Source organism: Pseudomonas sp. UBA6562 (assembly GCF_002434265.1).
In the GTDB taxonomy this organism is placed as follows: Bacteria; Pseudomonadota; Gammaproteobacteria; order Pseudomonadales; family Pseudomonadaceae; genus Aquipseudomonas.
The window spans coordinates 528,799-551,800 of sequence record NZ_DJJS01000008.1 but is presented as its reverse complement, the minus strand read 5'-3'; the positions used below and the strand labels follow the sequence as shown (position 1 = coordinate 551,800).

Sequence of the window (23,002 nt, the reverse complement as noted above, 5' to 3'; positions counted from 1 at the left end):
GCCCATGCCCGGTAGCACGCCCACAACGCCCGACCGTCTGAGCTGGGCCGAAATCCGTCGCCTGGCGTTGCTGCGCCCCAAGCGCCTGTGGAGCGCCAACCTGGTCGCGGTGCTGGCCGCCTGTTGCAGCGTACCGATTCCGTTGCTGCTGCCGCTGCTGGTCGACGAAGTCCTGCTGGGCCATGGCGATGCCGCCCTGCGTTGGATGAACCACCTGCTGCCCAGCGCCTGGCAGGTCGCAGCCGGCTACATCGGGCTGATGCTCGCCCTGACCCTGTCCCTGCGCCTGGCCGCATTGGCCTGCAACGTGGTGCAGGCCAAACTGTTCGCCGGGCTGGCCAAGGACATCGTCTACCGCTTGCGCATCCGTTTGATCGAACGGCTCAAGCGCATTTCCCTCAAGGAGTACGAAAACCTGGGCAGCGGCACCGTGACCACGCACCTGGTCACCGACCTCGACACCCTGGACAAATTCGTCGGCGAAACCCTGAGCCGCTTCCTGGTGGCGATGGTGACCCTGACCGGAGTGGCGGCAATCCTGCTGTGGATGCAGTGGCAACTGGCCTTGCTGATTTTGCTGTTCAACCCGCTGGTGATCTTCTTCACGGTCAAGCTCGGCAAGCGCGTCAAACACCTGAAGAAGCTGGAGAACGACAGCACCGGGCGTTTCACCCAGGCGCTGGCCGAAACCCTCGACGCCATCCAGGAAATCCGCGCCAGCAACCGCCAGGGCTACTTCCTCGGCCGGCTTGGCCTGCGCGCCCGCGAAGTGCGCGACTTTGCCGTGGCCTCGCAGTGGAAGAGCGATGCCAGCAACCGGGCCAGCGGCCTGCTGTTCCAGTTCGGCATCGACCTGTTCCGCGCCATGGCGATGCTCACCGTGCTGTTCTCGGACCTGTCGATCGGGCAGATGCTGGCGGTGTTCAGCTACCTGTGGTTCATGATCGGGCCGGTCGAGCAACTGCTCAACCTGCAATACGCCTACTACGCCGCCGGCGCTGCGCTGAGCCGGATCAACGAACTGCTGGCGCGCGACGACGAGCCGAGCTATGCGCCTGCCAGCGATCCCTTCGCCGGGCGCGCGACGGTGGCCATCGAAGTGCGCGGCCTGAGCTTCGCCTATGGCGAAGAGCCGGTGCTCGACCGGCTCGACCTGGACATCGCCGCAGGCGAAAAGGTGGCTATCGTCGGGGCGAGCGGGGGAGGGAAGAGCACGCTCGTCCAGCTGTTGCTCGGTTTGTATAGCCCGCAGGCCGGCAGCATCCGCTTCGGTGGCGCCACCTTGCAGGAGATCGGCCTGGAGCGTCTGCGCGAGCAGGTGGCGGTGGTGCTGCAGCACCCTTCGCTGTTCAACGACAGCGTACGCGCCAACTTGACCATGGGCCGCGACTGCGACGACGAAGCCTGCTGGCAGGCCCTGCGCATCGCCCAGCTCGACGCCACCATCGCCGCCTTGCCGGCCGGCCTGGACAGCATCGTCGGGCGCTCCGGTGTGCGCCTGTCGGGTGGCCAGCGCCAGCGTCTGGCCATCGCCCGCATGATCCTCGCCGAGCCCAAAGTGGTGATTCTCGACGAAGCCACCTCGGCGCTGGACGCCGCCACCGAATACAACCTGCACCAGGCCATGGCGCGTTTTCTCAGTGGACGCACGACATTGATCATCGCCCACCGTTTGTCGGCCGTGAAACAGGCCGATCGGGTGTTGGTGTTCGATGGCGGGCGCGTGGCCGAAGACGGCGCCCATCAACAGCTGATCGCTGACGGCGGGCTCTACGCCAAGCTGTACGGGCATTTGCAGCAAAGTTGATGAAGGCAGCGTTTGTCGAAACGTCCTACATAGCGTACTTAGAATCTCCCCACACAGATGGCAAATGGCCTACGCTGACCCCTGTCAGGTCATTCGTGCCTCAAGCGCCGCAGTAGCAGGAGCGATATGGAAGTCAGTCGCACGCAGTGGGCACCCAAGCTGCTGGGCATCATCTGGCCGTTCGTCGCAGTGGTGGTGTTCCAGGTACTGCTGGGCATCGCCAGCTTGTATGCGCTGTCTGCCGTGCGCGCCTACGTGGCAGGCGAGAGCCTGTGGTCCAAGGCGCAAAAAGACGCCATCTACTACCTGAGCCTCTACGCCGAGACCCAAGACCCGTACAGCTTGCAGCGCTATCGCCAAGCGACGGTGATCCCCCGTGGCGACCGTGACATGCGCGCCGCGCTGGACCGCTCGCCACCCGACCGGGCGGCTGCACGCGACGGCATCCTGCGCGGCGGCAACCACCCCGACGACGTCAACCGCATCATCTGGTTCTATCACTACTTCAACGACTTCGGCTTCATGCAGCGTGCCGTGGACTATTGGGATACCGGCGACCGCTACTTGAGCCAGCTCGATGTGCTGGCCGAGGAAATCCATGCCGAGATCGCCGCACCGGGGCCGGTCAGCACGCAACGGGTGGCGCACTGGCGCGCGCGCATCGTGGCCTTGAACGAGAGCGTGACCCCCGTGGCCAAAGCCTTCAGCGACGCCCTGGGCGAGGGCTCGCGCGTGCTGCTGCGGGTATTGTTGATCACCAACCTGCTCACCGCCGTGATCCTCATCACACTGGCCTGGCGGCGTTCGAGCAAGCTGCTGGCCCAGCGCCAGGCTTTCGCCACCGCCTTGCACCTGGAGAAGGAGCGGGCGCAGATCACCTTGGCCTCGATCGGCGATGCGGTGATCACTACCGATGTCGATGGCGCCATCACCTACATGAACCCGGCGGCCGAGCAGCTGACCCACTGGCAAGCCGAGCAGGCCCAGGGGCTGCCTCTGGCCGCGCTGTTCAGCGTGGTCGAGGAAGCCGCCCTGAGCGACAGCCGCAGTCTGGTCGAACAGGTGCTCGGTGGCAGTTTGAAGGCCGGTGCCGAACACGCGCGCTGGGTGCAGCGCCTGGACGGCAGCACGGTGTCGGTGAACCTGGTAGGGTCTTCGATCGTCACCCAAGGGCAGGTCAGCGGCATCGTGCTGGTGCTGCACGACATGACCCAGGAGCGGCAGTACATCGCCAACCTCTCCTGGCAAGCCACCCACGACGCGCTCACCGGGCTGGCCAACCGTCGCGAGTTCGAATACCGACTGGAACAGGTCCTCGACGCACAGGCGCGCTCGCCCAGCCGCCATTCGCTGATGTTCCTCGACCTCGACCAGTTCAAACTGGTCAACGACACCAGCGGCCATGCCGCAGGCGACGAGCTGCTACGCCACATCTGCGCGGTGCTGCACAGTGGTTTGCGCGAAGGCGACACTTTGGCGCGCCTGGGCGGCGACGAGTTCGGCATCCTGCTGGAGTCGTGCCCGCCGGAACAGGCCGAACGCATCGCCGAACAGCTGCGCCAAGCCGTGCAGAGCTTGCAGTTCGTATGGAAAGGCCGACCGTTCCAGACCACCGTCAGCATCGGCCTGGTGCACATCAACGCCTTGCCAGGCAGTCTGGAAGCCTCGCTGCGTGCAGCCGACATGGCCTGCTACATGGCCAAGGAGAAGGGCCGCAACCGCGTGCAGGTCTACCATGCCGACGACAGCGAGTTGTCCATGCGTTTTGGTGAGATGGCCTGGATCCAGCGTCTGCATGTCGCCTTGGAAGAGAACCGCTTCTGTCTGTACGCCCAGGAAATTGCGCCCCTGCAGGACAGGGATGGGCCTGCGCACCTGGAGATTCTCCTGCGTCTGCATGACGAAAGCGGGCGGATGATCCTGCCCGACAGTTTCATTCCCGCTGCCGAGCGCTACGGCCTGATCACCGCCCTGGACCGTTGGGTGGTGCTCAATGTGTTCAAGACGATCGAGCAGTGCATGCGCAGCGGGCACGGTGAGCCATTGGCGATGTGTGCGATCAACCTGTCCGGTGCCAGCATCGGCGACGACAAGTTCCTCGACTACCTGCAGCGGCTGTTCGGCGAACATGGCGTTCCGCCCAGCATGATCTGTTTCGAGATCACCGAAACCATCGCCATCGCCAACCTGGGCAGCGCGATCCGTTTCATCAACGACCTCAAGGGGCTGGGTTGCAAGTTTTCCCTGGACGATTTCTGCGCCGGCATGTCGTCGTTCGCCTACCTCAAGCACCTGCCGGTGGACTACCTGAAGATCGACGGCAGCTTCGTCAAAGACATGCTTGATGATCCGGTCAATCGGGCTATGGTGGAGGTGATCAACCACATTGGCCACGTCATGGGTAAACGCACCATCGCCGAGTTCGTCGAGAGTTCGATGATCGAGCAAGCCTTGCGCGACATCGGCGTGGATTACGCCCAAGGTTATGTGATCGAGCGCCCGCAGGTCCTCACCTGCGACACCCTGCAGCGCCGGCGCGGCAGTGCGCGGCCTTCGGGCCAGCAGCCTTTGGGCAGCCTGCACTGAGCACAATGCCTGTACACACACGGAAAGCGACAAGGAGTTGAAAGTGATCGATGGATTCGTTCGGGTCGGACCCCTGATGGACGCGGCCAGCTACCCGCTCTGGGCGCAGCAGCTGATCGAGGAGTGCCGGGAGAGCAAGCAACGCGTGGTCCAGCACGCCTTCTATCGGGCCTTGCGCGACGGCACGCTGCGTAGCGCGACCATTCGCCAGTTTCTGATCGGTGGTTGGCCCGTGGTCGAGCAGTTCTCGCTGTACATGGCGCACAACCTGGGCAAGACCCGCTATCGCCGCCACCCCGGGGAAGACCTGGCGCGGCGCTGGCTGATGCGCAATATCCGCGTGGAGCTCAACCATGCCGATTACTGGGTGAATTGGTGCCAGGCCCATGGCATCCACCTGCACGAGCTGCAGGAGCAGGAGGTGCCTTCGCAACTCAACGCCCTCAATGACTGGTGCTGGCGGGTGTGCACCACCGAGTCCTTGGCCATCGCCATGGCCGCGACCAACTACGCCATCGAGGGCGCCACCGGGGAGTGGTCGGCTGTGGTGTGCGAAGGGGGGCAGTACGCCGAAAGCTTCCCCGAAGAGCAGCGCAAACGCGCCATGAAGTGGCTGAAGATGCATGCCCAGTACGACGATGCGCACCCCTGGGAGGCGTTGGAGATCATCTGCACGCTGGTCGGCGAGAACCCTGCGCCGGCGCTGCGCAACGAACTGCGCAAGGCGGTGTGCAAGAGCTACGACTGCATGTTCCGGTTCCTCGAGTGCTGCATGGAGCTGGACGCGCAGCAGCGCGGCAAGGCCAGGCCGGCACTGGCGGCCGGCTGAATCGCAAGGCGGTTTTAAGTCCACAGTCATGAAGTAGGAGAGAGGATCAATCGTGAGTCGTTTTGAGTCTCCGCCTCGGCTGCGTGGATGACCTTGAAAGGTGTGGGCCACTATGAAGTCTGAGGTGTCTGGCGCAGTTGTGAACCATTACGAAAGCCAGTGATTACGCCTCTAGACCAGCGAGGTTGGGTGAGTGGAAGGCTCTCAGGTGCATCATCGCGCGCGGTCGAAACTTCATCATCAAAGCCTCTTAAGAAGCTGTCAGTTAGCCCGACGCAGGTTTGTAGGCCCCACCGGGGTCATCCTGCGCAATGGTTTCAAAGCGTCGGTTGGCGATGGCCTTTGAGTTCAGTCAATAGCGAGCAGAAAGTGTAAGAAAAGTGTACGAGTCGATGCCTTGGGCTCAGCTCGAATTCTCGGTGTTAGGTGGGCCAAGCCAGGGGTGCGTCTTTTCACAGTGCATCTACCTAAGAGGCTAGGGATGCACCATGACTTACCGGGACTGACCCCCCCGACGGCTAGCAACTAGGGTCCGTACGAATGTGTCTGCGCGGAGGCTTGACAAAGCGAAACGGGGGAGGAAGCGGAGTGTACTAAAATACGTGAGCATTCCGAAAACCGTTTCAACCCAGTATGGGCGAGTGCAGATACATTTAGTACAGACGCCTAATGGTGTACTGCAACGCAGATATGCTCGTCAGATTGACGCTTGCCGAATGGCCACTGCATTTTGCTGCTGGTTTGATGCGTTCGATGCGCTTAGGGAATATTCTGAGGTCGATGCGCTTGTGGAATATTCTGCGGTCGGTGCGTTTAGGAAATGTTCATGGTTTTCTGGGGTGAAATATCGATTCCTACCGTCAATTCGTACCTTGACCATGGTGCCTATTTGCCTCAGTCGTTCTTCACGTAGTGAGACAAGTTCTCGGAAGTACATTGCTGTTCTTCGTGCCGATTCCTTTTGGTTGGAGTTGGCGGCGTAGCCCTTCATCCCGTACCCTATGTCTAGATGTGAACGCATTCTTTCTTCAAAGAATTTTTTTGAGCTTTCCGTATCGCGTCTGAAAGCTTTGAGTTCGTTCTTGCTGAGGGAAGATTCTTTTGGATTATACTTGATAAGCTCATGGGCTGCGGGTTTAAGGCGTTTATATAGTCGGTCTTCACTGTAACCTCCCCTAAGTAGTTTGAATAGCGAATAATGACCCGAGGGGTCGGTTTTGTTAATGGGGTCGTTCTGACAGTAGGCGTAGGCATTGATACCGCCCAAGTCAAACGGGCTGCGGCTATCCGGGGACTCAAAACGCATCAGTCCGGTATTGAATGCACGGTAGCTCCCGAGAATGTATTTTTGGGCATTACGGTCCAGGTACTCACCGTTGAACGCCAGCAGGGACGTCAGGGCTCGACTATGACCATAGGCCGAATAGCCATTCATTTGGGTGTCATGTGATGTCGCAGTGCTCAACACAGAGCCGTTCTGATCGGTACATAAAAAATCGACATTCGGCTTTTTGGCGAAATAATCAGCAAGCGATAGATCCAGGGTTCGAAAAATGCTAGTTGTTTGGGAGTTATGCTTCAACGTGACCAGTGCTTCCTTGTTGTAGTGGAACTGCGTGAGGGTATGGGTTTTCATAACAGGGCTCCTGGCTCGGGTGTGCAACAAAGGCATGTGGTTTGGCTGCGCTGCGGGCGAAAATTCACAGGGCTAAACAGCGCTTTGCATCAGCGCTGTCATATGTTTAGCAGAAAATCGAATGCCGGAATCCTGGTAAAAATGCCAGTTGTGCAGGTCATGTCCAAGCTCTACAGGTGCTGCGGATAACCTGGGGCTTGGCGGAGCATCACGTCGGCATGCACGATACACTTAGGGTGTCAGCGAGGCTGTGATAATAAGCCGATAGGGGATTTCAGCTGCACGCTGGGCAGTGATCGAGCGGTCGCTTGCTTTATTCGATAGTAGGGCGCCCATAATAAGATGGCCGTCATGCGCACATTAGGAAAATCCTGTATGGCGCTTCGGGCCTGGGTGACTGTTTTCTAACGTTTCCAATCATGGCATTGCTCAGCAAATGCTGCGCCCATTCATATTTTCAGTCATCTGGATGACGACTTAGGCTCTGTCTGAAGAGTCCCGATATTCGTCTATGCTGCGTTGAAAACTAGCTGGATCGCCAGCCCGGACTAGGCACCCCCGTCGCAATGCTCATGTACTCCAGTACATTGCGCTTCCTCGCCGGTTTTCGCGGGGTCGCCATCGGCCTTGCCTGGGCTTCGTCTCAAAACTTTTCAGACAGACCTTAGGGCTTCATGCACTTCAACGCGCTTAAATCCTGACGCACCTTGTCGAGCCGCTGTACGAGGGTCTGACGTTGCTCGGCCGAGCTGTCGGCCAGCAGGTCGACGATCAGGCTTCGCGCCTGCTGTTCGGTACGCTCGAACGCCGCGCGGTACTGTGGCGTCCACAGGTGTTCCTTGTGCTGCAGCAACTGCGCCAGGCGCGGTTCGAAATCCGCTGCATGGCGCTCACGCACCAGTGTCAGCAGCCGCTGTTGCCACAGTTCGCGATTGGCGATCCATTGCTGGTTCTGGTCGCCCAGCGCCTGCGACCAGCCCGCCACCCGTTGACGCTGCGCAGCGTTCAGCGAGCCCAGCCAGGGCTTCAGGCGTTTCTCCATGCGCTTGGCTCGCTCGGCGATCTGCTTGGGCAGTGGCGTGTCGACGTATTCGGTACGCCGTTCGCGGATGTCGTCGGCAAAGGCCTGGCCCATGGCCGAGACTTGTTCGTCGCTCATCCCGCGCAACAGTTCGCTGGCGGACGGTGTGATGGCCTCGGCGATCCGGCCGATGGCTTCGCGGGCCTGATCGGTGCGCTCGCGCAGGGCCTGGTCGGTGACTTGGTCGTCGACGACCAGTTGGCGCACACCGCCCAGCCACTCCAGGTAGCCGGGCAACTGCGTCTGGCAGTGCCAGGCCAACTGCTGCTTGAGCTGCTGGTCGAGCCAGGTCTTCTGCTCGCGGTTCATGTCCAGGTAGTCGTTCAACGACCACGGCACCAGAACGTCGAGATTGCGGTAGGCCAGGTCAATGCGCGCGCAGCCATTGAGGGTGAGCAGGCAGAGTAGGGCAAGAAGGGTGCTGCGCAGGGGCTTGGCCAGAGGGGTGAGCATGAGCGAATCCTTGCGAATGCGGGCCTGAGGATAGACGAATGTGCCAGTCGTCGGTTCCGACGGATACCCCCTGAAGCGGCGAACGGGCTTGCGGTGGTAGGATAGTCGCCTTGTCACGAGGATCTTTGGAAAATGGCTCTGCTTGGGCGCTTCAACAGTTTGCAAATCGTTAAACACACCGACTTCGGCCTCTACCTCGACGGTGGCGCCGATGGCGAGATTCTCCTGCCCCGGCGCTATATTCCCAAAGACACGCCGACCGAAGTCGAGGACTGGCTCAACGTCTTCATCTATCTCGACAGCGAAGACCAACTGATCGCCACCACGGAAAAGCCCAAGGTGCAAGTCGGCGAGTTCGCCAGCCTGAAGGTCAAGGACATCAACGGCGCCGGCCTGTTCCTCGACTGGGGCCTGTCCAAGGACCTGCTCATGCCTTATTCGGAAGAGTCGCGGCCCTTGAAGATCGGCGACTATTGCGTGGTCCACGCCTATCTCGACAAGCGCACCCGGCGCATTACCGCCACTGCGCGCCTGGACCGCTACCTCGACAACACGCCTGCCACCTATCAGGCCGGCCAGCCGGTGCAGTTGCTGGTGGCCGGCGAAACGCCGATGGGCTTCAAAGCCATCATCAACAATCGCCATTGGGGTTTGATTCACAAGAACGAGGTGTTCAAGTTCCTGCGCTCGGGCATGCACGAGCAGGGCTTCATCAAAGAGGTGCGCCACGACGGCAAGATCGCCCTGAGCCTGCAACCGGTCGGCGCTTCGTTGGCCGATGGCCTGCAAGAACAGATCATGGCGCGCCTGACGGCGGCCGGGGGTACGTTGCCGGTATGCGACAAGAGCGATCCGCAGGTGATCACCCAGTTGTTCAACGTCAGCAAAGGCAATTTCAAGAAAGCCATTGGTGCGTTGTTCAAGCAAGGCTTGATCGTCATCCATGACGATCGCATCGAGAAGGTCTGATCAGGCCTGCGCGAAGGTGCTGAAATCCAGCTGTTCGCCGCCTGGGCGGGTATCGCGCAGGCGCGAGTCGCGGTCGGCGCTCAGGGCCAGGCTGATGGTCGAGCGACGCTTGCCCGGGTTGCGGACTTCCATCTGCTCCTGATGGGCACGCAGGAAGTTGATCGGCACCTTCAGGTGCTGCAGCTCGTCGCCCTCGGGAGTGTGCAGCAGCAGGTTGACCCAATCGGGCTGGCCTTTGCGCAACAGCGCCACCGGTACTTCGAACCACCAGAGGTTGCGTTTGCCGTCGAGCGTGGCGAACAGCGTGTTGTCACGGGTCAGCACTGGGCGGGTCAGTGCTGCGTTGCGCCGTTCGATGGCGGCGGGTTTGTCGAGTTTCATGCAGGTTCCTGCGCGTTGACGCTTCAAAGAGCCGGCATTGTGCGGGGCGCCGGGCGGGTCGGCAAGTTGCGCGCAGGGGCCGATGGCCTGCGGCGTTCGACATTCGTAAAAAAACTTGAAACCTTTGCCAAAAGCGCCCGGTCAACAAGATGTCGGCACGGTGAACGTGTCTTTATCTCAGGAGTTCTGCCATGAGCGGTACTGGTGACAAAATCAAAGGCGCGGCTAACGAATTGGTTGGTAAAGGCAAGCAAGCAGTAGGCAATGCCACCGACAACAACAAGCTCAAGGCCGAAGGCACGGCCCAGGAGCTGAAGGGCGAAGCTCAGAAAAAAGTAGGTGACGTCAAGGACGCAGCCGACAAGGCAACCAAGAATCACTGATTGACCCGTCATTCGTAAAAGGGCCGCTTAGCGGCCCTTTTTCATGCCTGGCACAATCGTGTGCCATATTCCAATGAGCACTTACAGCTTGGACGCTGTCTATTGGACTAGTTGTTACTTATCAGGCCGTCCGATGGGTGTGCCTTCGATGATCAAGCGGCGAAAGGAGACGCTAATCATGTTACCCGTCCTGCAAGGCCTGCCCCTGCACCGTGTGTTGGTACGCACCGTACAAGAGTTTCTCGACGATGAGATGTCGACCTACGCCTCGGCCATGGCGTATCAGATGTTGTTTTCGTTGTTTCCCTTCCTGCTGTTCCTCATTGCCTTGATCGGTTTCCTGCACTTGCCGGACTTCTTCTCCTGGTTGCGCTTGCAGGTCGAGCTGGTGTTGCCGCCGGTGGCGCTGGAGTCGGTCAACCCGGTCATCGATCAGTTGCAGCAATCCAAGGGCGGTCTGCTTTCAGTGGGTATCGTGGTCGCCCTGTGGACCGCGTCGGCGGGCGTGCGTCTGATGATGAGCGCGATGAACGCCGCTTACGACGTGCCCGAAGGGCGTCCGGTATGGAAGCGCATTCCGCTGTCGATCCTCTACACCGTCGGCATCGCCGGCATGCTGCTGGCGGCTGCAGCCTTGATGGTACTCGGCCCGCAAGTGATGGAGTGGATCGCCGCACGGGTGGGGCTGGAAGAGTTCATCGTTACGCTGTGGACCATTCTGCGCTGGCCGGTGATCATTTTGCTGATGATGATCGCAGTCGCGTTGATGTACTACGTGATGCCCGATGTGGAACAGAAATTCCGCTTCATCACCCCAGGTTCGGTGCTCGCGGTAGTGGTATGGATCGCGGCCTCTCTGGGCTTTGCCTATTATGTGAAGACGTTCGCCGACTACAACGCCATGTACGGCAGTATCGGGGCGATCATCGTGTTGCTGTTGTATTTCTACATCTCTTCAGCGGTATTGCTGTTGGGCGCTGAAATGAATGCGGTGATCGAGCACATGTCGGCTGAAGGCAAGGACAAAGGTGAAAAAGACTTCGACGAGGGTAAGGAACAGCCGACCATTTCGGTGCTGGGCCATACCCGTCCGGTAGAAGGCAAGCCCGACACCAAAGACGTCCCAGAGGCCGGTGCTTCGGACCAGCCTGAGCACCGCCCTACCTGAGGCGCTTGGCGGCGCGGCCCTACGTCAGGTCGCGCTGCATGGCGATCAGTGGCTTGCTGCGCTGGTAGCGTTGCAGGCGGCTGGAAAGTGCCTCCGGCAGTGTCAAGACCGACTTGAACCCGTGTCGGCCATAGAACCCGGACAGTCCCGGTTCACAAAACAGCCATACCGGCCCTGCCGAATCTTCCAGTGCCGCCTCGATCAACGCTGCGGCCACGCCCTGGCCGCGTCGAGGCGGTGCGACGAACACACTGGTCAGCCAGGCGCCGCCCGCCATGGGCGTCAAACATAGCCCGGCAATGATCTCGCGCTCACGTGCCACCCACAGCGATGCCTCTCCCGACGGGCGCATGGACGATCCATGTTGGCGGTAGAACAGGTGCAGCAGCCGGCGCTGTGTTGGAGGCAGGGGATGGCAATGATAGTCGGACATGGGCGGACGGTCTGAAAAGGGGCGTTGAGGCCTAATGCCGATCAGTTAAGAAATTAGGGGCGGTGGTCTGCAAAGCAGCCCCAAGTCATATGGGTTCGGCTTAACTGAACGGAAGTAGCGTTGCAGCCTACTTGTCGCTGCCACGTCTGACCAGTCAAAGGCTCACTTTGCCGCGCAGGATATCGCGGAACATCGCGAAGTCGCCCAGCAGGCTATAGAACGGATAGGTGAATGTGGCCGGGCGATTCTTTTCGAAGAAGAAGTGGCCGACCCAAGCGAATCCGTATCCGGCCAGCGGCACGCTCAACAACAGCCAGCCATTGCCGCTGCCAATGCTGTAGGCCAGCAGCGCGATGAGCAAGGACGTACCCACGAAGTGCAGGCGCCTGCAGATGGGACTGCGGTGTTCGCCCAGGTAATAGGGATAGAACTCAGCGAAACTCTGAAACTGCACGGGACGGTTCACGATTGCACTCCTGCCTATCACGATCAGCGGCATGGCGGACTCAGCCAGTCTAGACTCGGTATTTGGCATAGCCAGTGACAATAGGCGCCAATTGAGTATCCTCTGCAATCAGAGTAGTCGCGGTCGGTGCATGCCATGAGTGAAAGAACCACTTCTGCCAGTTGGGCCTCGGGTATCGTCAAGGCGTTGGAGTTGGAAGGTCTCGATTGCCGCGCCATGTTTCACACGCTGGGTTTGGACTTCGCCGCTCTGGACGATCCGGATGCACGGTTTGCGCAGGACGACATGACGCGCCTCTGGCAATTGGCCGTGCGCTTGTCAGGTAACCCTGCCATCGGCCTGAACATGGCGCGGGTCGTGCGCCCGGCTTCGTTCCACGTGGTGGGCTACGCCTTGATGTCGAGCCGTACGTTGGCCGAAGGGTTCCAGCGCCTGGTGCGTTACCAGCGCATCATCGCCGAAAGCTCCGACCTCAGTTTCACCCTATGCCCACAGGGTTATACGCTGAGGCTGACCGTGCACGGCGACCACCTCACACCGACCCGGCACAGCGCCGAAGCCTCGCTGGCGTGTGCGCTGGCCTTGTGCCGCTGGCTCAGCGGACGCCCCATCGCGCCGCGCCAGGTACGGGTGCAAGGGCCGCCACCCGAAGACGTCGAGCCCTACAAAGCGGCTTTTCATGCACCGCTGGTGTTCGGCGCGGCCCACGACGCGTTGGTCTTCGATCCCCTCGACCTGGACGCGCCGCTGCCTACGGCCAACGAGGCCATGGCCATTCTGCATGATCGTTTCGCCGGCGAGTATCTGACGCGCTTTTCCGGCAGCCGTGTGACCCATCGCGTGCGTCAGGTGCTGTGCCGCATCCTGCCTCAGGGCGAGCCCAAGCGTGAAACCCTGGCCCAGGCCCTGCACCTGTCACAGCGTACCTTGCAGCGGCGCTTGCAAGAGGAGGGCACCAGCTTTCAAACGTTGCTCGACGACACTCGCCGCGAATTGGCCGAGCAGTACTTGGCACAACCCGGCACCACGCTGCTGGAAACCGCCTACTTGTTGGGCTTTGCCGACCCCAGCAACTTCTACCGAGCCTTCCGTCGTTGGTTCCAGGTGACGCCGAGCGAGTACCGCGCCCGGGTCAATGGCGCCAGAACGCCGGCATGCACAACACCAGCACGGTGATGATTTCCAATCGCCCCAGCAGCATGCCGCCGGCCAGGATCCACTTGGCCGCATCCGGCAGGCTGGCGTAGTTGCCGGCCGGGCCGATCACTTCGCCCAGGCCCGGCCCCACGCCCGAGACGGTGCCGGCAGCGCCGGTCAGGGCGGTCATCCAGTCCACCCCGAGCAGCGACAGCAGCAGGGCGATCGCGCAGATGGTGAAAGCGAAGAAGAACGAGAAGGTCAGGATCGAGCGCACGATCTCTTCGTCCAGCCGGTGGCCGTTGTACTTCTGCTTGATCACCGCACGTGGGTGGATCAGTTGGTTGAGGTTGGCCTTGAGCAGGATGTAGGCCACCTGGAAGCGGAAGATCTTGATGCCGCCCGCCGTGGAGCCCGAGCAGCCGCCGATGAAGCCCAGGTAGAAGAACAGCATCAGCGAGAAGTTGCCCCACAGGCTGTAGTCGCCCAAGGCGAAGCCCGTGGTGGTGACGATCGAGGTGACGTTGAGCGCCACATGGCGGAACGCGTCGAGCCAGGGCAGGTCGGTGGTGGCCCAGTACCAGCTGCCCAGCACCACCCAGGTCGCCAGCAGCAGCCCGAGCAGGCCCTGCACCTGCTGGTCGCGGATCAGCGCGCCGCGGTTGCCGCGCAAGGTCGCCACGTACAGGGTGAACGGCAGGCTGCCGCAGATCATCACCACCACGGCCACCCAGTGCACGGCTGGGATGTCCCATTTGGCCAGCGACAGGTCGGAGGTGGAGAAGCCGCCCGTGGAGATCGCCGACATGGCGTGGTTGATGCCATCGAACAGGCTCATGCCCGCCCACCAGAAGGCCAGGCTGCCGAGCACGGTGATGCCGACGTACACCAGCACGATCGACTTGGCGACCATGTGCGAGCGCGGCATCACCTTTTCCGAGCGGTCGGACGATTCGGTCTGGAACAGGCGCATGCCGCCGATGCGCAACAGCGGCAGGATCGCCACGGCCATGGCGATGAAGCCGATGCCGCCGAGCCAGTGCAGCATCGAGCGCCACATGAGGATGCCCGGCGAGAGGTTGTCCAGGCCGCTGAGCACCGTCGCGCCGGTGGCGGTGATGCCCGACATGCTTTCGAAAAAGGCGTTGGTGTAGCTGATGTGCTGGGTCAGCAGGAACGGCAGCGCGGCGAAGACGCACACCACCACCCAGCTGCTGACCGTGAGCAGGTACATGTCCCGTGGGCGCAGGTGCACGTGCTCGGGGCGGCCTGGAAGGATCAGCAGCACGCCGGCGATGAAGGTGATCAGGCTGGACCAGAGGAACGACGGCAGATCGTGGGTGCGTTCGAACAGCACCAGGGTCGCCATCGGTACGGCCATGCTCACCGCCAGGGTGATGAGGAAGATGCCGATGATGAAACCCAGGGTTCTTAAGGTCGGCAACGCCATGTGATGTGCTCGGGCTCGAATCGAAGGGCGCCATTCTACCTACGGCGCCGCTTAAGTAAACGGCAGCCCACCGAGGGTAGTGGCAGACACGGAACTCCTTGCTGCGCGTATGCGAAAGCTGCCCATGGCGGTGTCGTGACGAGACGAGGTGTGTCCCGCGCGGTTCGAGATATGGGGCCGGGGAGTCTTGCCACGTACTGCGCGGACGTTCAGGCAAGCGCGCGATGTGGCGCCGATAACGCTATCGGCCGCGCGCCAGCGCACGATCCCGCACTGTTTACGTGGATGCATTTCCCACAAAGGCTGGTGCAGAATGCCTGCACATTTCTTGACCCAGAGGTAGCCAATGGAGGCTCTCGACGCATTGCTCAACCGCGTGTCCGTAGCGCGCCTGACCGACCCAGCGCCCAACGCCGCCCAGCGCGAGGCCCTGTTCCAGGCGGCCTTGCGTGCGCCCGATCATGGGCAGTTGCGGCCTTGGCGCTTCCTGACCATCGAAGGGCAGGGGCGCGAGGCGCTGGGTGAGCTGTTCGCCCAGGCCGTGCAGGCCAAGGGCGATGCCAGCCCCGAGAAGCTCGACAAGGCGCGTGCCATGCCATTGCGCGCGCCGTTGCTGATCGTGGTGATCGCGACCTTGCAAGAGCACCCCAAGGTGCCGGCCTATGAACAGCGCTTGGCGGCCGGGTGTGCGGCGCACGGCATCTTGCTCGCGGCGCACGCACAGGGGGTTGGCGTGGTGTGGCGCAGCGGTGAACTGGCCTACGACGCCCATGTGCATCGGGGATTGGGCCTGGCGGCCAACGAAGAGGTGATCGGTTACCTGTACGTCGGTACGCCCGCCAAAGAGCCGCGACAGGCGCCTGTGCTCAAGACCGAGGATTTCGTTCAGGTGTGGGGCGCCCGGTAAGCACCGGTCAGCCCCCGCTCACCACCATCGGCAACTCGATGCGTGCTTCGAAGCCGCCTTGGGCGTGATTGCCCAGCAGCAGACTGCCGCCATGGCGCTCCACCGCTTTGCGCGCGATCGCCAGGCCCAGGCCATGGCCGGAGGCCTGCTGGCCTGGCGCGCGAAAGAAGGGTTCGCCCAACTGCGCCAGGTGCTCCTGCGCAATACCTGGGCCATGGTCGCGCACGCTGACGACGATGCGCTCCTGCTCGCGTGAGGCGCGCAGTTCGATGGGCTGGCCGGGCGGGTTGAAACGCAGGGCGTTGCGCAGCAGGTTGTCGACCGCGCGCTCGATCAGCGTCGGCCAGCCTTGCAGCACCAGGCCGGGCTCCGCTTCCAAGCGCACGTCCTGTTCGGCGTCGCTGAGCTGCGCGTCCTTGCGCACGCTGCCGAGCAGGGCATTGAGGTCGACCGGCTCGGCGTGGGGCTGTTCGGCGTCGACCCGGGCCAGCTCGAGGATCTCGCTGATCAGGTCTTCCAATCGGTCGCACTCGCGGGTCAGGCGCGGCCACAGCGCCTGACGCTGCTCGGCATCGGCACGCTCGGCCAGGGCCAAAGCGATGCGCAGGCGCGCCAAGGGCGAGCGCAGTTCGTGGGAGACATCGCGCAGCAACTGGCGCTGGCTGCCGATCATGCTCTGCAGGCGCGCGCCCATCTTGTTGAAGTCGTTGGCCAGCACGCCGAACTCGTCGCGCCGGTCGGCCAGGCGGGCCAAGCTGTGCTGTTGATAGCTGGTCTGGCCAAGGTCGTGCACGGCGCCGCGCAGGCGGCTCAGCGGGCGGGTGATCGACAGCGTCACCAAGAGGCTGAACAGGGTCAGCACCACCAGCGCGATGCCCAGCGCGCTGAGGGGCCACAGCAGGCTGTCGCGGTGCCAGGCGTCGAGTTCGGGGTGGGGGATGCGGTAGATCAGCAGGTAGGTTTCGCCGCTGGTGGGGCTGACGTATTCCTGGGTCAGACGTCGCCAGGGCAGGCGCCGGTCGTCGTTCTGCTGGCGCGCTTCGAAATCCGCCGCACGGCGTGGGAAGGTGCCCGGCACCACGGCCTCGCCGCTGTCGTTGAGCACTTGCACGTCGATCTTGTACTGCTGCTTGCGCTGCTCGAGCAAGCGCTGCGCCGGGGCGATGCCCTGCTGCTCGTAGCGCTCGGTCCACTGGCTGGCCAGGTGGTTCAAACCGGGGTGGCGGCTGAGGATCCAGGTGTCCTGGTTGAGCATGTGCCCAAGCAGGATCGACAGCCCCGCCACCAGGGCGATGGCCAGCCAGAAACTGGCCAGGATGCGCCAGAACAGGGATCGCAAGGTAAGCACCTCTCATCGACGAAAAAAGCCCGGCCCGCACGAAGCGGGCCGGGTCGCTGGCTGTTAGCTTACTGGGCCTTCTTGGCTTTTTCAGCTTTCCAGGCTTGGAATTCCTTCCATTCGGCGGCGCGGGCTTCACGCTCTTTTTGCATGTCGTCGAAACGTTTCTGCTGTTCGGGCTTGAGCAGCCCGCGGATGGCGCTTTGGGTCTTGTCGCGGCTGGCCTGGGCTTCCTTCTCCATGGCGGTCTTCTCGGCCGCTGGTAGCTTGTCCAGGTAACGCTGGTGGATCTCGCGATCGGCACGTTTCTGCTCGTGCATCAGCTGGTCGACCTGCTGGCGCTGCTCTGGGGTCAGCTCAAGCTGGGCGAACGGGCCACCGCGGTGTGGCGGGCCATCGTGACGCGGGCCGCCTTCAGGCATGGCCATGGCGACGGTGGGCAGCGCAGCGGCGAAGATCAGAGCGGTAAGGGTCTTGCGCATGGTGTCTCTCCTGTCATAGGCCGGTGATTACCGGATGTGCCCAGTGTAGGGAGACGAAAGTCAGGGGCGGTCAGGGCAGGGTAAAGGCAGGGTAAAGACCAACGTAAGCACGACAAACTTGCTGGCCGACTGCCATCACCCAACCCTCGCTCCCACCCCCATCGAACAGCCCCCAACCCCGCTCGAATCCGTTGCCGTTGCCGTTGCCGTTGCTCTTCTACACAGCCAGCCCAGGCAACGCCAATCGCGACTTTAGCCGGCCGGAGTGGAGGTGTTCGTAGGGGCAGGGCGCGCAGCGCCCCTGAGGCGCAGCCGAAGGCGCGAGATGTAGGTTTGCGCAGCAAACCGTAGGCCGCGCAGCCCCGAAGAGCACCGTAACGCAGGGAACCCGTAGCGCAGCGAAGGGCCGGCTATCGGAGCAGGCGGTTTTTGCCTACTTTTGCCCAAGAGCAAAAGTAGGTCGCCGTAAAGGCGAAAAGGTGCCTAACCGCACCCACCCATCCAACAAGTAACCCCGACCCCGACGCACACGCCAACCACCCAACGCGCACAGCGTCACAGGCTGTAGTAATACCCCCGACTGCGCAACGCCACCACCCGCGGCCGCCCATCCCCATGCGGCCCAATCTTCTTACGCAAGTTGCTCACATGCATATCCAGACTCCGGTCATACAACGTCAACTTGCGCCCCAACGCCAACTGCGCCAGCTCCTGCTTGTCCAGCGGCTCCCCCGGCTGGCGCAGCAACGCCTCTAGAATCCGGCTTTCGGACAACGTCAACGTCATATCCCGCTGGTTGATGCTCACCACCCCCCGCACCGGGCTGAACACCAGATCGCCGATCTCCACCTGGGTCGGGCTCGCCGCAGGATGGCTGCGCCGCAACACCGCCCGCAACCGCGCCGTCAACTCACGCGGATCGCAAGGCTTGGCCAGGTAATCGTCGGCCCCCAGCTCCAGCCCGAGAATGCGGTCCAACGGCTCGCCACGCGCCGACAACATCAGCACCGGCAAATCGGTGTGCTCGGTGCGCAACTGCTTGAGCAGCTCCAGCCCGCTACCATCGGGCAGCATCACGTCGAGCACCACGGCCGCCGGAGCCTGCTCAGCCAAGGCCTGGCGCGCGCTCTGGCCATCGTGACAGGCGCGGACCACGAACCCTTCCTGGCTCAGCCAACTGCCGAGCAACTCGCAGAGTTCCTGGTCATCATCAATCAGTAACAGCTCACTCATGGCTCACTCGACGGGAAAACGTGGGGTTGGAACGACGCAATGTCTGTGCAAGAGACACACGCGCCGCCCCAAAGGTCACGGCAATACCTGTTTGAACGGTTTGACCACGACCTCGCCATATACCCCGGCGGCCACGTAAGGGTCGGCCTCGGCCCAGGCCTGGGCCGCCGACAGCGAGTCGAACTCGGCCACCACCAGGCTGCCGGTGAAGCCTGCAGCACCTGGATCGTTGCTGTCGATCGCCGGGTGCGGCCCGGCCAGCACGATGCGGCCGGCCGCCTGCAACTGCTGCAAGCGCTCGAGGTGGGCGGGGCGGGCCGCCAGGCGTTTTTCCAGGGAGTTTTCGACGTCGCGGGCAATGATGGCGTAGAGCATGTCAATCCTTGGGTGGAGTGGAAGGGGTGTCGCCGTCTTTGAGGTGGCGGGACAGGTAGACGCCTTGGGCGACCAGGAAGATCAGGGTCATGCCCAGGCTGCCGAACACTTTGAAGTCGACCCAGAAATCTTCGAAGGTGAAGGCCACGTACAGGTTGGCCGCGCCGCAGAATAGGAAGAACGCCACCCAGGCCAGGTTCAGGCGCACCCAGACCGCATCGGGCAGGTTCAGCGCGTGGCCCATGATGCGCTTGATCAGCACCCGGTCGCCGATGAAATGGCTGCCGGCGAAGGCCAGGGCGAACAGCCAGTTGACCACCGGCGCCTTCCACTTGAGGAAGGTGACGCTGTGGAACGCCAAGGTCAGGCCGCCGAACAGCAGGCACGCGAGCAAGGTCAGCCACTGGCCCTTCTCCAGCTTGCGCTGGCGAACGAACAGCGCGCCGTAGACCAGGATCGAGCTGGCAATGAGGATCTTGGTGGCGCTGTAGATGCCGCCCAGTTCGAAGTCATGGCCGACGATGTCGACGATGCGCGGGTCGAGTTTGTAGACGATGAAGAACAGCAACAGCGGGATGAAATCGATGAATTGTTTCACAGTGGCAGCCAGAAGCGGGATGTGGCGGCATAATATCAAACATCGATTCTCGCGGAAGCGCTGCTCTATGAATGTTGATCTGCACTGTCACAGCACGGCCTCCGATGGCGCCCTGTCGCCTTCGGCCCTGGTCGACCGTGCCCATGCGCACGGGGTGCAGACCCTGGCCTTGACCGACCACGACACCCTGGACGGCCTGCCCGAAGCGCGCGAGCGCTGCCGTGCCTTGGGCCTGCGCTGGATCAGCGGCATCGAACTGTCGTGTACCTGGAACGGCGCCACCATCCACGTGTTGGGTTACGATTTCGCCCTGGACGCCGCGCCCTTGCTGGCCGCTACCGAGCAACTGCACCGCGGCCGTTGGCTGCGCGCCGAAGAGATCGACCGCCGCCTGGCGCAGAAGGGCATGCCCGGCACCCTCGAAGGTGCCCGTGCCGTGCAGCAGGCGCTCGGCGCCAGCGACAATGCCCCGGCCCGCCCGCATTTCGCCGAATACCTGGTGCAGGCCGGCCTGGTCAAGGACCGCGGCGAAGCCTTTCGCAAGTGGCTGGGTGCCGGCAAGCTGGGCGACGTCAAGCAGCATTGGCCCACGCTCGAGGAAACTGTCGCGACCTTGCGCCAGTCCAACGCCTGGGTGAGCCTGGCCCATCCCATGCACTACGAACTGACCCGCACCAAGCGCAGACGCCTGATCGCCGACTATATTCAAGCGGGGGGGCAGGCGCTGGAAGTGGTCAACGGCATGATGCCCGCCGAACAGGTAGGTACGATGTCCATCCTCACCCGTGAGTTCGGCCTGCTGGCAAGCGCTGGCAGTGATTTCCACGGCCCCGGCACCTGGGGCGAGATCGGTGCCTATCGGCCCTTGCCTGAGGATCTGCCACCGTTGTGGCGCCGATTCCGTCATGAACAGCCTATTGCGTGATGCACAGGACGACTACGTGAGCCAATTCTTCCAGATCCATCCGGACAACCCCCAGGCGCGCCTGATCAAGCAGGCCGTGGACATCATTCGCAAGGGTGGGGTAGTGGTCTACCCCACCGATTCGGCCTACGCGCTGGGTTGCCAGATCGGCGACAAGAGCGCGATAGAGCGGGTCCGACGGCTGCGTCAGCTCGACAAGCAGCACAACTTCACCTTGCTGTGCTGCGACCTCTCGCAGATGGGCCTGTTCGCCAAGATCGATACTGCTCGCTTCCGTTTGCTCAAGGCCCATGTGCCCGGCCCCTATACCTTCATCCTCAACGCCACCCGCGAAGTGCCACGCCTGTTGATGCACGAGAAGCGCCGTACCATCGGCCTGCGCGTGCCGTCCAACCCCATCGTGCGGGCGCTGCTCGAAGAGCTGGGCGAACCGCTGATGAGCGTCAGCCTGATCCTGCCGGGGGACGACGAGCCGATGACCGACCCGCACGAGATCCGCCAGCGCCTGGAAAAGCAGGTCGAGCTGATCATCGACGGCGGCTACGGCGATCTGAAGGCCTCGACCGTGATCGACCTGAGTGGCGAAGAGCCTGAGCTGATCCGCGAAGGCTGCGGCGACCCTGCACCCTTCCTGGCCAACGCGTGAGCCAGCAGGAACAACGCCCCGCACCGGCCGACGATGCGGCGCTGCCCATGCAGATGCAACTGGCGCTGGTATACGGCGAGGCGCTGACCGAGCTGCCGCTGGACCTGTACATCCCGCCCGACGCGCTGGAAGTGTTTCTCGACGCGTTCGAAGGCCCACTCGACCTGTTGCTGTACCTGATCCGCAAGCAGAACATCGACATCCTCGACATTCCCGTGGCCGACATCACCCGCCAGTACATGAGCTATGTGGAGCTGATGCAGCACGTGCGCCTGGAACTGGCCGCCGAATACCTGGTGATGGCCGCCATGCTGGCCGAGATCAAGTCGCGCATGCTGCTGCCGCGTTCGGCCGAAATCGAAGCCGAGGAGGGCGACCCGCGCGCCGAACTGATCCGCCGGCTGCAGCAGTACGAGCGTTTCAAGGCCGCTGCCGAAGACCTCGACCAGTTGCCGCGCAATGGCCGCGACTACCAGGTGCCGCGCCTCGAAGCGCCTCAGGCCAAGGCGCGCAAGGTCCTGCCGCAGGTGAGCCTGGAAGAGTTGCTGATGTCGATGGCCGAAGTCATGCGGCGCAATGACCTCTTCGAAAGCCACCAGGTGACCCGCGAAGTGCTGTCGACCCGCGAGCGCATGAGCCATGTGCTCGACTGCCTGCGCGGTGGCGCCTTCGTGCCCTTCGTCGAGCTGTTCACCGCCGAGGAAGGCAAGTTGGGGGTGGTGGTGACCTTCATGGCGATTCTCGAGCTGGTCAAGGAGTCGTTGATCGAACTGGTGCAGAATGAGCCGTTCGCCCCTATCCATGTGCGTGTGCGCAGTACCCCCAGCCAAGAGCCGCTTGAGCACCATGAACCTGAATGAACCCCGTGACCTGGCGTCACTGATCGAGGCCTTTCTATTGGCCTCGGGCAAGCCGCAGACCCTCGAACGCCTGTACGAGCTTTTCGAAGAAGGCGAGCGCCCGGCGCCGTCGGTGTTCAAGAAGGCCCTCGACGTGCTCGGCAAGTCCTGCGCCGGGCGTGCGTTCGAACTCAAGGAAGTGGCCAGCGGCTACCGCTTGCAGATCCGCGCGCAGTATGCGCCCTGGGTCGGTCGGCTGTGGGAAGAGCGCCCGCAGCGCTACTCACGGGCCCTGCTGGAAACCCTGGCGTTGATCGCCTACCGCCAACCCATCACCCGCGGCGAGATCGAAGACGTGCGCGGTGTGGCGGTGAACAGCAACATCGTGCGTACCTTGATCGAGCGCGAGTGGATTCGTGTGGTAGGCCACCGTGAAGTGCCCGGTCGCCCGGCCATGTTCGCCACCACCAAAGGGTTCCTCGACCACTTCAACCTCAAGAGCCTCGATCAACTGCCGGCCTTGGCCGAGCTGCGCGACCTGGAGCCGGCGCCCTTGTTCGACGACCCCGACGATGCGCCCGTGCCGGCGCATTTGCAGGCCTTGGCCGATGCCAGCTTGGCCGAAGGTGAAGACGAGGCCGAGCCGCCGAAGGAGGAAACCAGTTTCCGCACGCTGTTGGTCGAGCTCGATGCGATGGAGGAGGGCCTGAAGACCGACTTCGACGATTTGCGCGAGGCGGTGGACGACGATCGCGCCGCCGAGCCTGTCGAGACGCAATCGCTCACGCCCGACGCCGCTATCCCCGACCGCTAGCAGCGGCGTGTGGCGCACCCGCAGCGACGGGCCGCCCCGTGCCGCGTCGATATTCCGATCAACAG

General features: G+C 62.5%; 23 protein-coding genes. 12 read left to right on the top strand and 11 right to left on the bottom strand.

Annotation, left to right across the window (positions count from 1 at the left end; translation table 11 throughout):
* The first annotated feature begins 4 nt into the window (after nucleotides 1-4).
* From B4M43_RS18145 to B4M43_RS18135, 3 genes are all read left to right on the top strand, one after another.
* Nucleotides 5-1,807, top strand: coding sequence for an ABC transporter ATP-binding protein (locus B4M43_RS18145; protein WP_296268840.1), 1,803 nt, complete (start codon nucleotides 5-7; stop codon nucleotides 1,805-1,807).
* Between the two features lie 126 nt (nucleotides 1,808-1,933).
* Nucleotides 1,934-4,393, top strand: a complete 2,460-nt coding sequence (locus tag B4M43_RS18140; RefSeq protein WP_296268839.1) for an EAL domain-containing protein — start codon at nucleotides 1,934-1,936, stop codon at nucleotides 4,391-4,393.
* Nucleotides 4,394-4,436: 43 nt separating this feature from the next.
* Complete coding sequence (locus B4M43_RS18135; protein ID WP_296268838.1) at nucleotides 4,437-5,222, top strand: TenA family transcriptional regulator; 786 nt, start codon at nucleotides 4,437-4,439, stop codon at nucleotides 5,220-5,222.
* A 697-nt stretch (nucleotides 5,223-5,919) separates the two neighbouring features.
* Here B4M43_RS18135 and B4M43_RS18130 read toward each other — a convergent pair.
* A complete protein-coding gene (locus B4M43_RS18130; RefSeq protein WP_296268837.1) occupies nucleotides 5,920-6,858 on the bottom strand; it encodes an RHS repeat-associated core domain-containing protein in 939 nt (312 codons plus the stop codon).
* Nucleotides 6,859-7,522: 664 nt separating this feature from the next.
* A complete protein-coding gene (locus tag B4M43_RS18125) occupies nucleotides 7,523-8,392 on the bottom strand; it encodes a DUF6279 family lipoprotein (protein WP_296268836.1) in 870 nt (289 codons plus the stop codon).
* A 132-nt stretch (nucleotides 8,393-8,524) separates the two neighbouring features.
* Here B4M43_RS18125 and B4M43_RS18120 point away from each other — a divergent pair, with 132 nt between their 5' ends.
* Nucleotides 8,525-9,361, top strand: a complete 837-nt coding sequence (locus B4M43_RS18120) for a CvfB family protein (RefSeq protein WP_296268835.1) — start codon at nucleotides 8,525-8,527, stop codon at nucleotides 9,359-9,361.
* On the opposite strand, the gene B4M43_RS18115 is transcribed toward B4M43_RS18120, so the two are convergent.
* Complete coding sequence (locus B4M43_RS18115; protein WP_296268834.1) at nucleotides 9,362-9,742, bottom strand: hypothetical protein; 381 nt, start codon at nucleotides 9,740-9,742, stop codon at nucleotides 9,362-9,364.
* A 191-nt stretch (nucleotides 9,743-9,933) separates the two neighbouring features.
* On the opposite strand from B4M43_RS18115, the gene B4M43_RS18110 reads away from it, so the two are divergent.
* Together B4M43_RS18110 and B4M43_RS18105 are read left to right on the top strand one after the other, a co-directional pair.
* On the top strand, nucleotides 9,934-10,125 hold the full coding sequence (locus tag B4M43_RS18110) for a CsbD family protein (protein WP_296268833.1): 192 nt from the start codon (nucleotides 9,934-9,936) through the stop codon (nucleotides 10,123-10,125).
* A gap of 178 nt (nucleotides 10,126-10,303) precedes the next feature.
* Nucleotides 10,304-11,293: a YihY/virulence factor BrkB family protein gene (locus B4M43_RS18105; RefSeq protein WP_414707869.1), complete on the top strand. Its 990-nt coding sequence runs from the start codon at nucleotides 10,304-10,306 to the stop codon at nucleotides 11,291-11,293.
* Between the two features lie 19 nt (nucleotides 11,294-11,312).
* Here B4M43_RS18105 and B4M43_RS18100 read toward each other — a convergent pair whose 3' ends face one another.
* Together B4M43_RS18100 and B4M43_RS18095 are read right to left on the bottom strand one after the other, a co-directional pair.
* Nucleotides 11,313-11,726, bottom strand: a complete 414-nt coding sequence (locus B4M43_RS18100) for a GNAT family N-acetyltransferase (RefSeq protein ID WP_296268832.1) — start codon at nucleotides 11,724-11,726, stop codon at nucleotides 11,313-11,315.
* A 154-nt stretch (nucleotides 11,727-11,880) separates the two neighbouring features.
* Nucleotides 11,881-12,192 carry a DUF962 domain-containing protein gene (locus tag B4M43_RS18095; protein ID WP_296269028.1) on the bottom strand — a complete coding sequence of 104 codons (312 nt, stop codon included), beginning with the start codon at nucleotides 12,190-12,192 and terminating at the stop codon, nucleotides 11,881-11,883.
* 135 nt (nucleotides 12,193-12,327) lie between these two features.
* Here B4M43_RS18095 and B4M43_RS18090 point away from each other — a divergent pair, with 135 nt between their 5' ends.
* Nucleotides 12,328-13,368 (top strand): AraC family transcriptional regulator, encoded by a 1,041-nt coding sequence (locus B4M43_RS18090; RefSeq protein ID WP_296268831.1) that lies wholly within the window; start codon nucleotides 12,328-12,330, stop codon nucleotides 13,366-13,368.
* On the opposite strand, the gene B4M43_RS18085 is transcribed toward B4M43_RS18090, so the two are convergent.
* Entirely contained in the window at nucleotides 13,325-14,779 is a 1,455-nt protein-coding gene (locus B4M43_RS18085) for a TrkH family potassium uptake protein (RefSeq protein WP_296268830.1), read from the bottom strand. The two genes, B4M43_RS18090 and B4M43_RS18085, sit on opposite strands and share 44 nt — an antisense overlap.
* A gap of 346 nt (nucleotides 14,780-15,125) precedes the next feature.
* On the opposite strand from B4M43_RS18085, the gene B4M43_RS18080 reads away from it, so the two are divergent.
* Nucleotides 15,126-15,686: an NAD(P)H nitroreductase gene (locus tag B4M43_RS18080; RefSeq protein WP_296268829.1), complete on the top strand. Its 561-nt coding sequence runs from the start codon at nucleotides 15,126-15,128 to the stop codon at nucleotides 15,684-15,686.
* 7 nt (nucleotides 15,687-15,693) lie between these two features.
* Here B4M43_RS18080 and B4M43_RS18075 read toward each other — a convergent pair whose 3' ends face one another.
* From B4M43_RS18075 to B4M43_RS18055, 5 genes are all read right to left on the bottom strand, one after another.
* Nucleotides 15,694-17,025: a sensor histidine kinase gene (locus B4M43_RS18075; protein ID WP_296268828.1), complete on the bottom strand. Its 1,332-nt coding sequence runs from the start codon at nucleotides 17,023-17,025 to the stop codon at nucleotides 15,694-15,696.
* Nucleotides 17,026-17,093: 68 nt separating this feature from the next.
* Nucleotides 17,094-17,507: a Spy/CpxP family protein refolding chaperone gene (locus tag B4M43_RS18070; RefSeq protein ID WP_296268827.1), complete on the bottom strand. Its 414-nt coding sequence runs from the start codon at nucleotides 17,505-17,507 to the stop codon at nucleotides 17,094-17,096.
* Between the two features lie 555 nt (nucleotides 17,508-18,062).
* Nucleotides 18,063-18,740: a response regulator transcription factor gene (locus B4M43_RS18065; protein WP_296268826.1), complete on the bottom strand. Its 678-nt coding sequence runs from the start codon at nucleotides 18,738-18,740 to the stop codon at nucleotides 18,063-18,065.
* A gap of 75 nt (nucleotides 18,741-18,815) precedes the next feature.
* Complete coding sequence (locus B4M43_RS18060) at nucleotides 18,816-19,115, bottom strand: YciI family protein (protein ID WP_296268825.1); 300 nt, start codon at nucleotides 19,113-19,115, stop codon at nucleotides 18,816-18,818.
* 1 nt (nucleotide 19,116) lies between these two features.
* Entirely contained in the window at nucleotides 19,117-19,713 is a 597-nt protein-coding gene (locus B4M43_RS18055; protein WP_296268824.1) for a septation protein A, read from the bottom strand.
* 67 nt (nucleotides 19,714-19,780) lie between these two features.
* On the opposite strand from B4M43_RS18055, the gene B4M43_RS18050 reads away from it, so the two are divergent.
* The 4 genes from B4M43_RS18050 (at nucleotide 19,781) to scpB (ending at nucleotide 22,937) form a co-directional block, all read left to right on the top strand.
* Nucleotides 19,781-20,638 (top strand): PHP domain-containing protein, encoded by an 858-nt coding sequence (locus B4M43_RS18050; RefSeq protein ID WP_296268823.1) that lies wholly within the window; start codon nucleotides 19,781-19,783, stop codon nucleotides 20,636-20,638.
* Between the two features lie 16 nt (nucleotides 20,639-20,654).
* Nucleotides 20,655-21,284, top strand: a complete 630-nt coding sequence (locus tag B4M43_RS18045) for an L-threonylcarbamoyladenylate synthase (RefSeq protein ID WP_296268822.1) — start codon at nucleotides 20,655-20,657, stop codon at nucleotides 21,282-21,284.
* 125 nt (nucleotides 21,285-21,409) lie between these two features.
* The gene (locus B4M43_RS18040; RefSeq protein WP_296269027.1) at nucleotides 21,410-22,144 is read left to right on the top strand and encodes a segregation and condensation protein A; all 735 of its coding nucleotides are present in this window, start codon (nucleotides 21,410-21,412) and stop codon (nucleotides 22,142-22,144) included.
* Nucleotides 22,131-22,937, top strand: a complete 807-nt coding sequence (scpB, locus tag B4M43_RS18035; RefSeq protein ID WP_296268821.1) for an SMC-Scp complex subunit ScpB — start codon at nucleotides 22,131-22,133, stop codon at nucleotides 22,935-22,937. The genes B4M43_RS18040 and scpB overlap by 14 nt, the downstream gene beginning before the upstream one ends.
* Nucleotides 22,938-23,002: the final 65 nt, after the last annotated feature.

Coding starts and splice junctions, on each gene's coding strand:
- B4M43_RS18145 (WP_296268840.1), top strand. CDS start 5: ATGCCCGGTAGCACGCCCACAACGCCCGACCGTCTGAGCTGGGCCGAA.
- B4M43_RS18140 (WP_296268839.1), top strand. CDS start 1,934: ATGGAAGTCAGTCGCACGCAGTGGGCACCCAAGCTGCTGGGCATCATC.
- B4M43_RS18130 (WP_296268837.1), bottom strand. CDS start 6,858: ATGAAAACCCATACCCTCACGCAGTTCCACTACAACAAGGAAGCACTG.
- B4M43_RS18125 (WP_296268836.1), bottom strand. CDS start 8,392: ATGCTCACCCCTCTGGCCAAGCCCCTGCGCAGCACCCTTCTTGCCCTA.
- B4M43_RS18120 (WP_296268835.1), top strand. CDS start 8,525: ATGGCTCTGCTTGGGCGCTTCAACAGTTTGCAAATCGTTAAACACACC.
- B4M43_RS18115 (WP_296268834.1), bottom strand. CDS start 9,742: ATGAAACTCGACAAACCCGCCGCCATCGAACGGCGCAACGCAGCACTG.
- B4M43_RS18110 (WP_296268833.1), top strand. CDS start 9,934: ATGAGCGGTACTGGTGACAAAATCAAAGGCGCGGCTAACGAATTGGTT.
- B4M43_RS18105 (WP_414707869.1), top strand. CDS start 10,304: ATGTTACCCGTCCTGCAAGGCCTGCCCCTGCACCGTGTGTTGGTACGC.
- B4M43_RS18100 (WP_296268832.1), bottom strand. CDS start 11,726: ATGTCCGACTATCATTGCCATCCCCTGCCTCCAACACAGCGCCGGCTG.
- B4M43_RS18090 (WP_296268831.1), top strand. CDS start 12,328: ATGAGTGAAAGAACCACTTCTGCCAGTTGGGCCTCGGGTATCGTCAAG.
- B4M43_RS18085 (WP_296268830.1), bottom strand. CDS start 14,779: ATGGCGTTGCCGACCTTAAGAACCCTGGGTTTCATCATCGGCATCTTC.
- B4M43_RS18080 (WP_296268829.1), top strand. CDS start 15,126: ATGGAGGCTCTCGACGCATTGCTCAACCGCGTGTCCGTAGCGCGCCTG.
- B4M43_RS18070 (WP_296268827.1), bottom strand. CDS start 17,507: ATGCGCAAGACCCTTACCGCTCTGATCTTCGCCGCTGCGCTGCCCACC.
- B4M43_RS18065 (WP_296268826.1), bottom strand. CDS start 18,740: ATGAGTGAGCTGTTACTGATTGATGATGACCAGGAACTCTGCGAGTTG.
- B4M43_RS18060 (WP_296268825.1), bottom strand. CDS start 19,115: ATGCTCTACGCCATCATTGCCCGCGACGTCGAAAACTCCCTGGAAAAA.
- B4M43_RS18050 (WP_296268823.1), top strand. CDS start 19,781: ATGAATGTTGATCTGCACTGTCACAGCACGGCCTCCGATGGCGCCCTG.
- scpB (WP_296268821.1), top strand. CDS start 22,131: ATGAACCTGAATGAACCCCGTGACCTGGCGTCACTGATCGAGGCCTTT.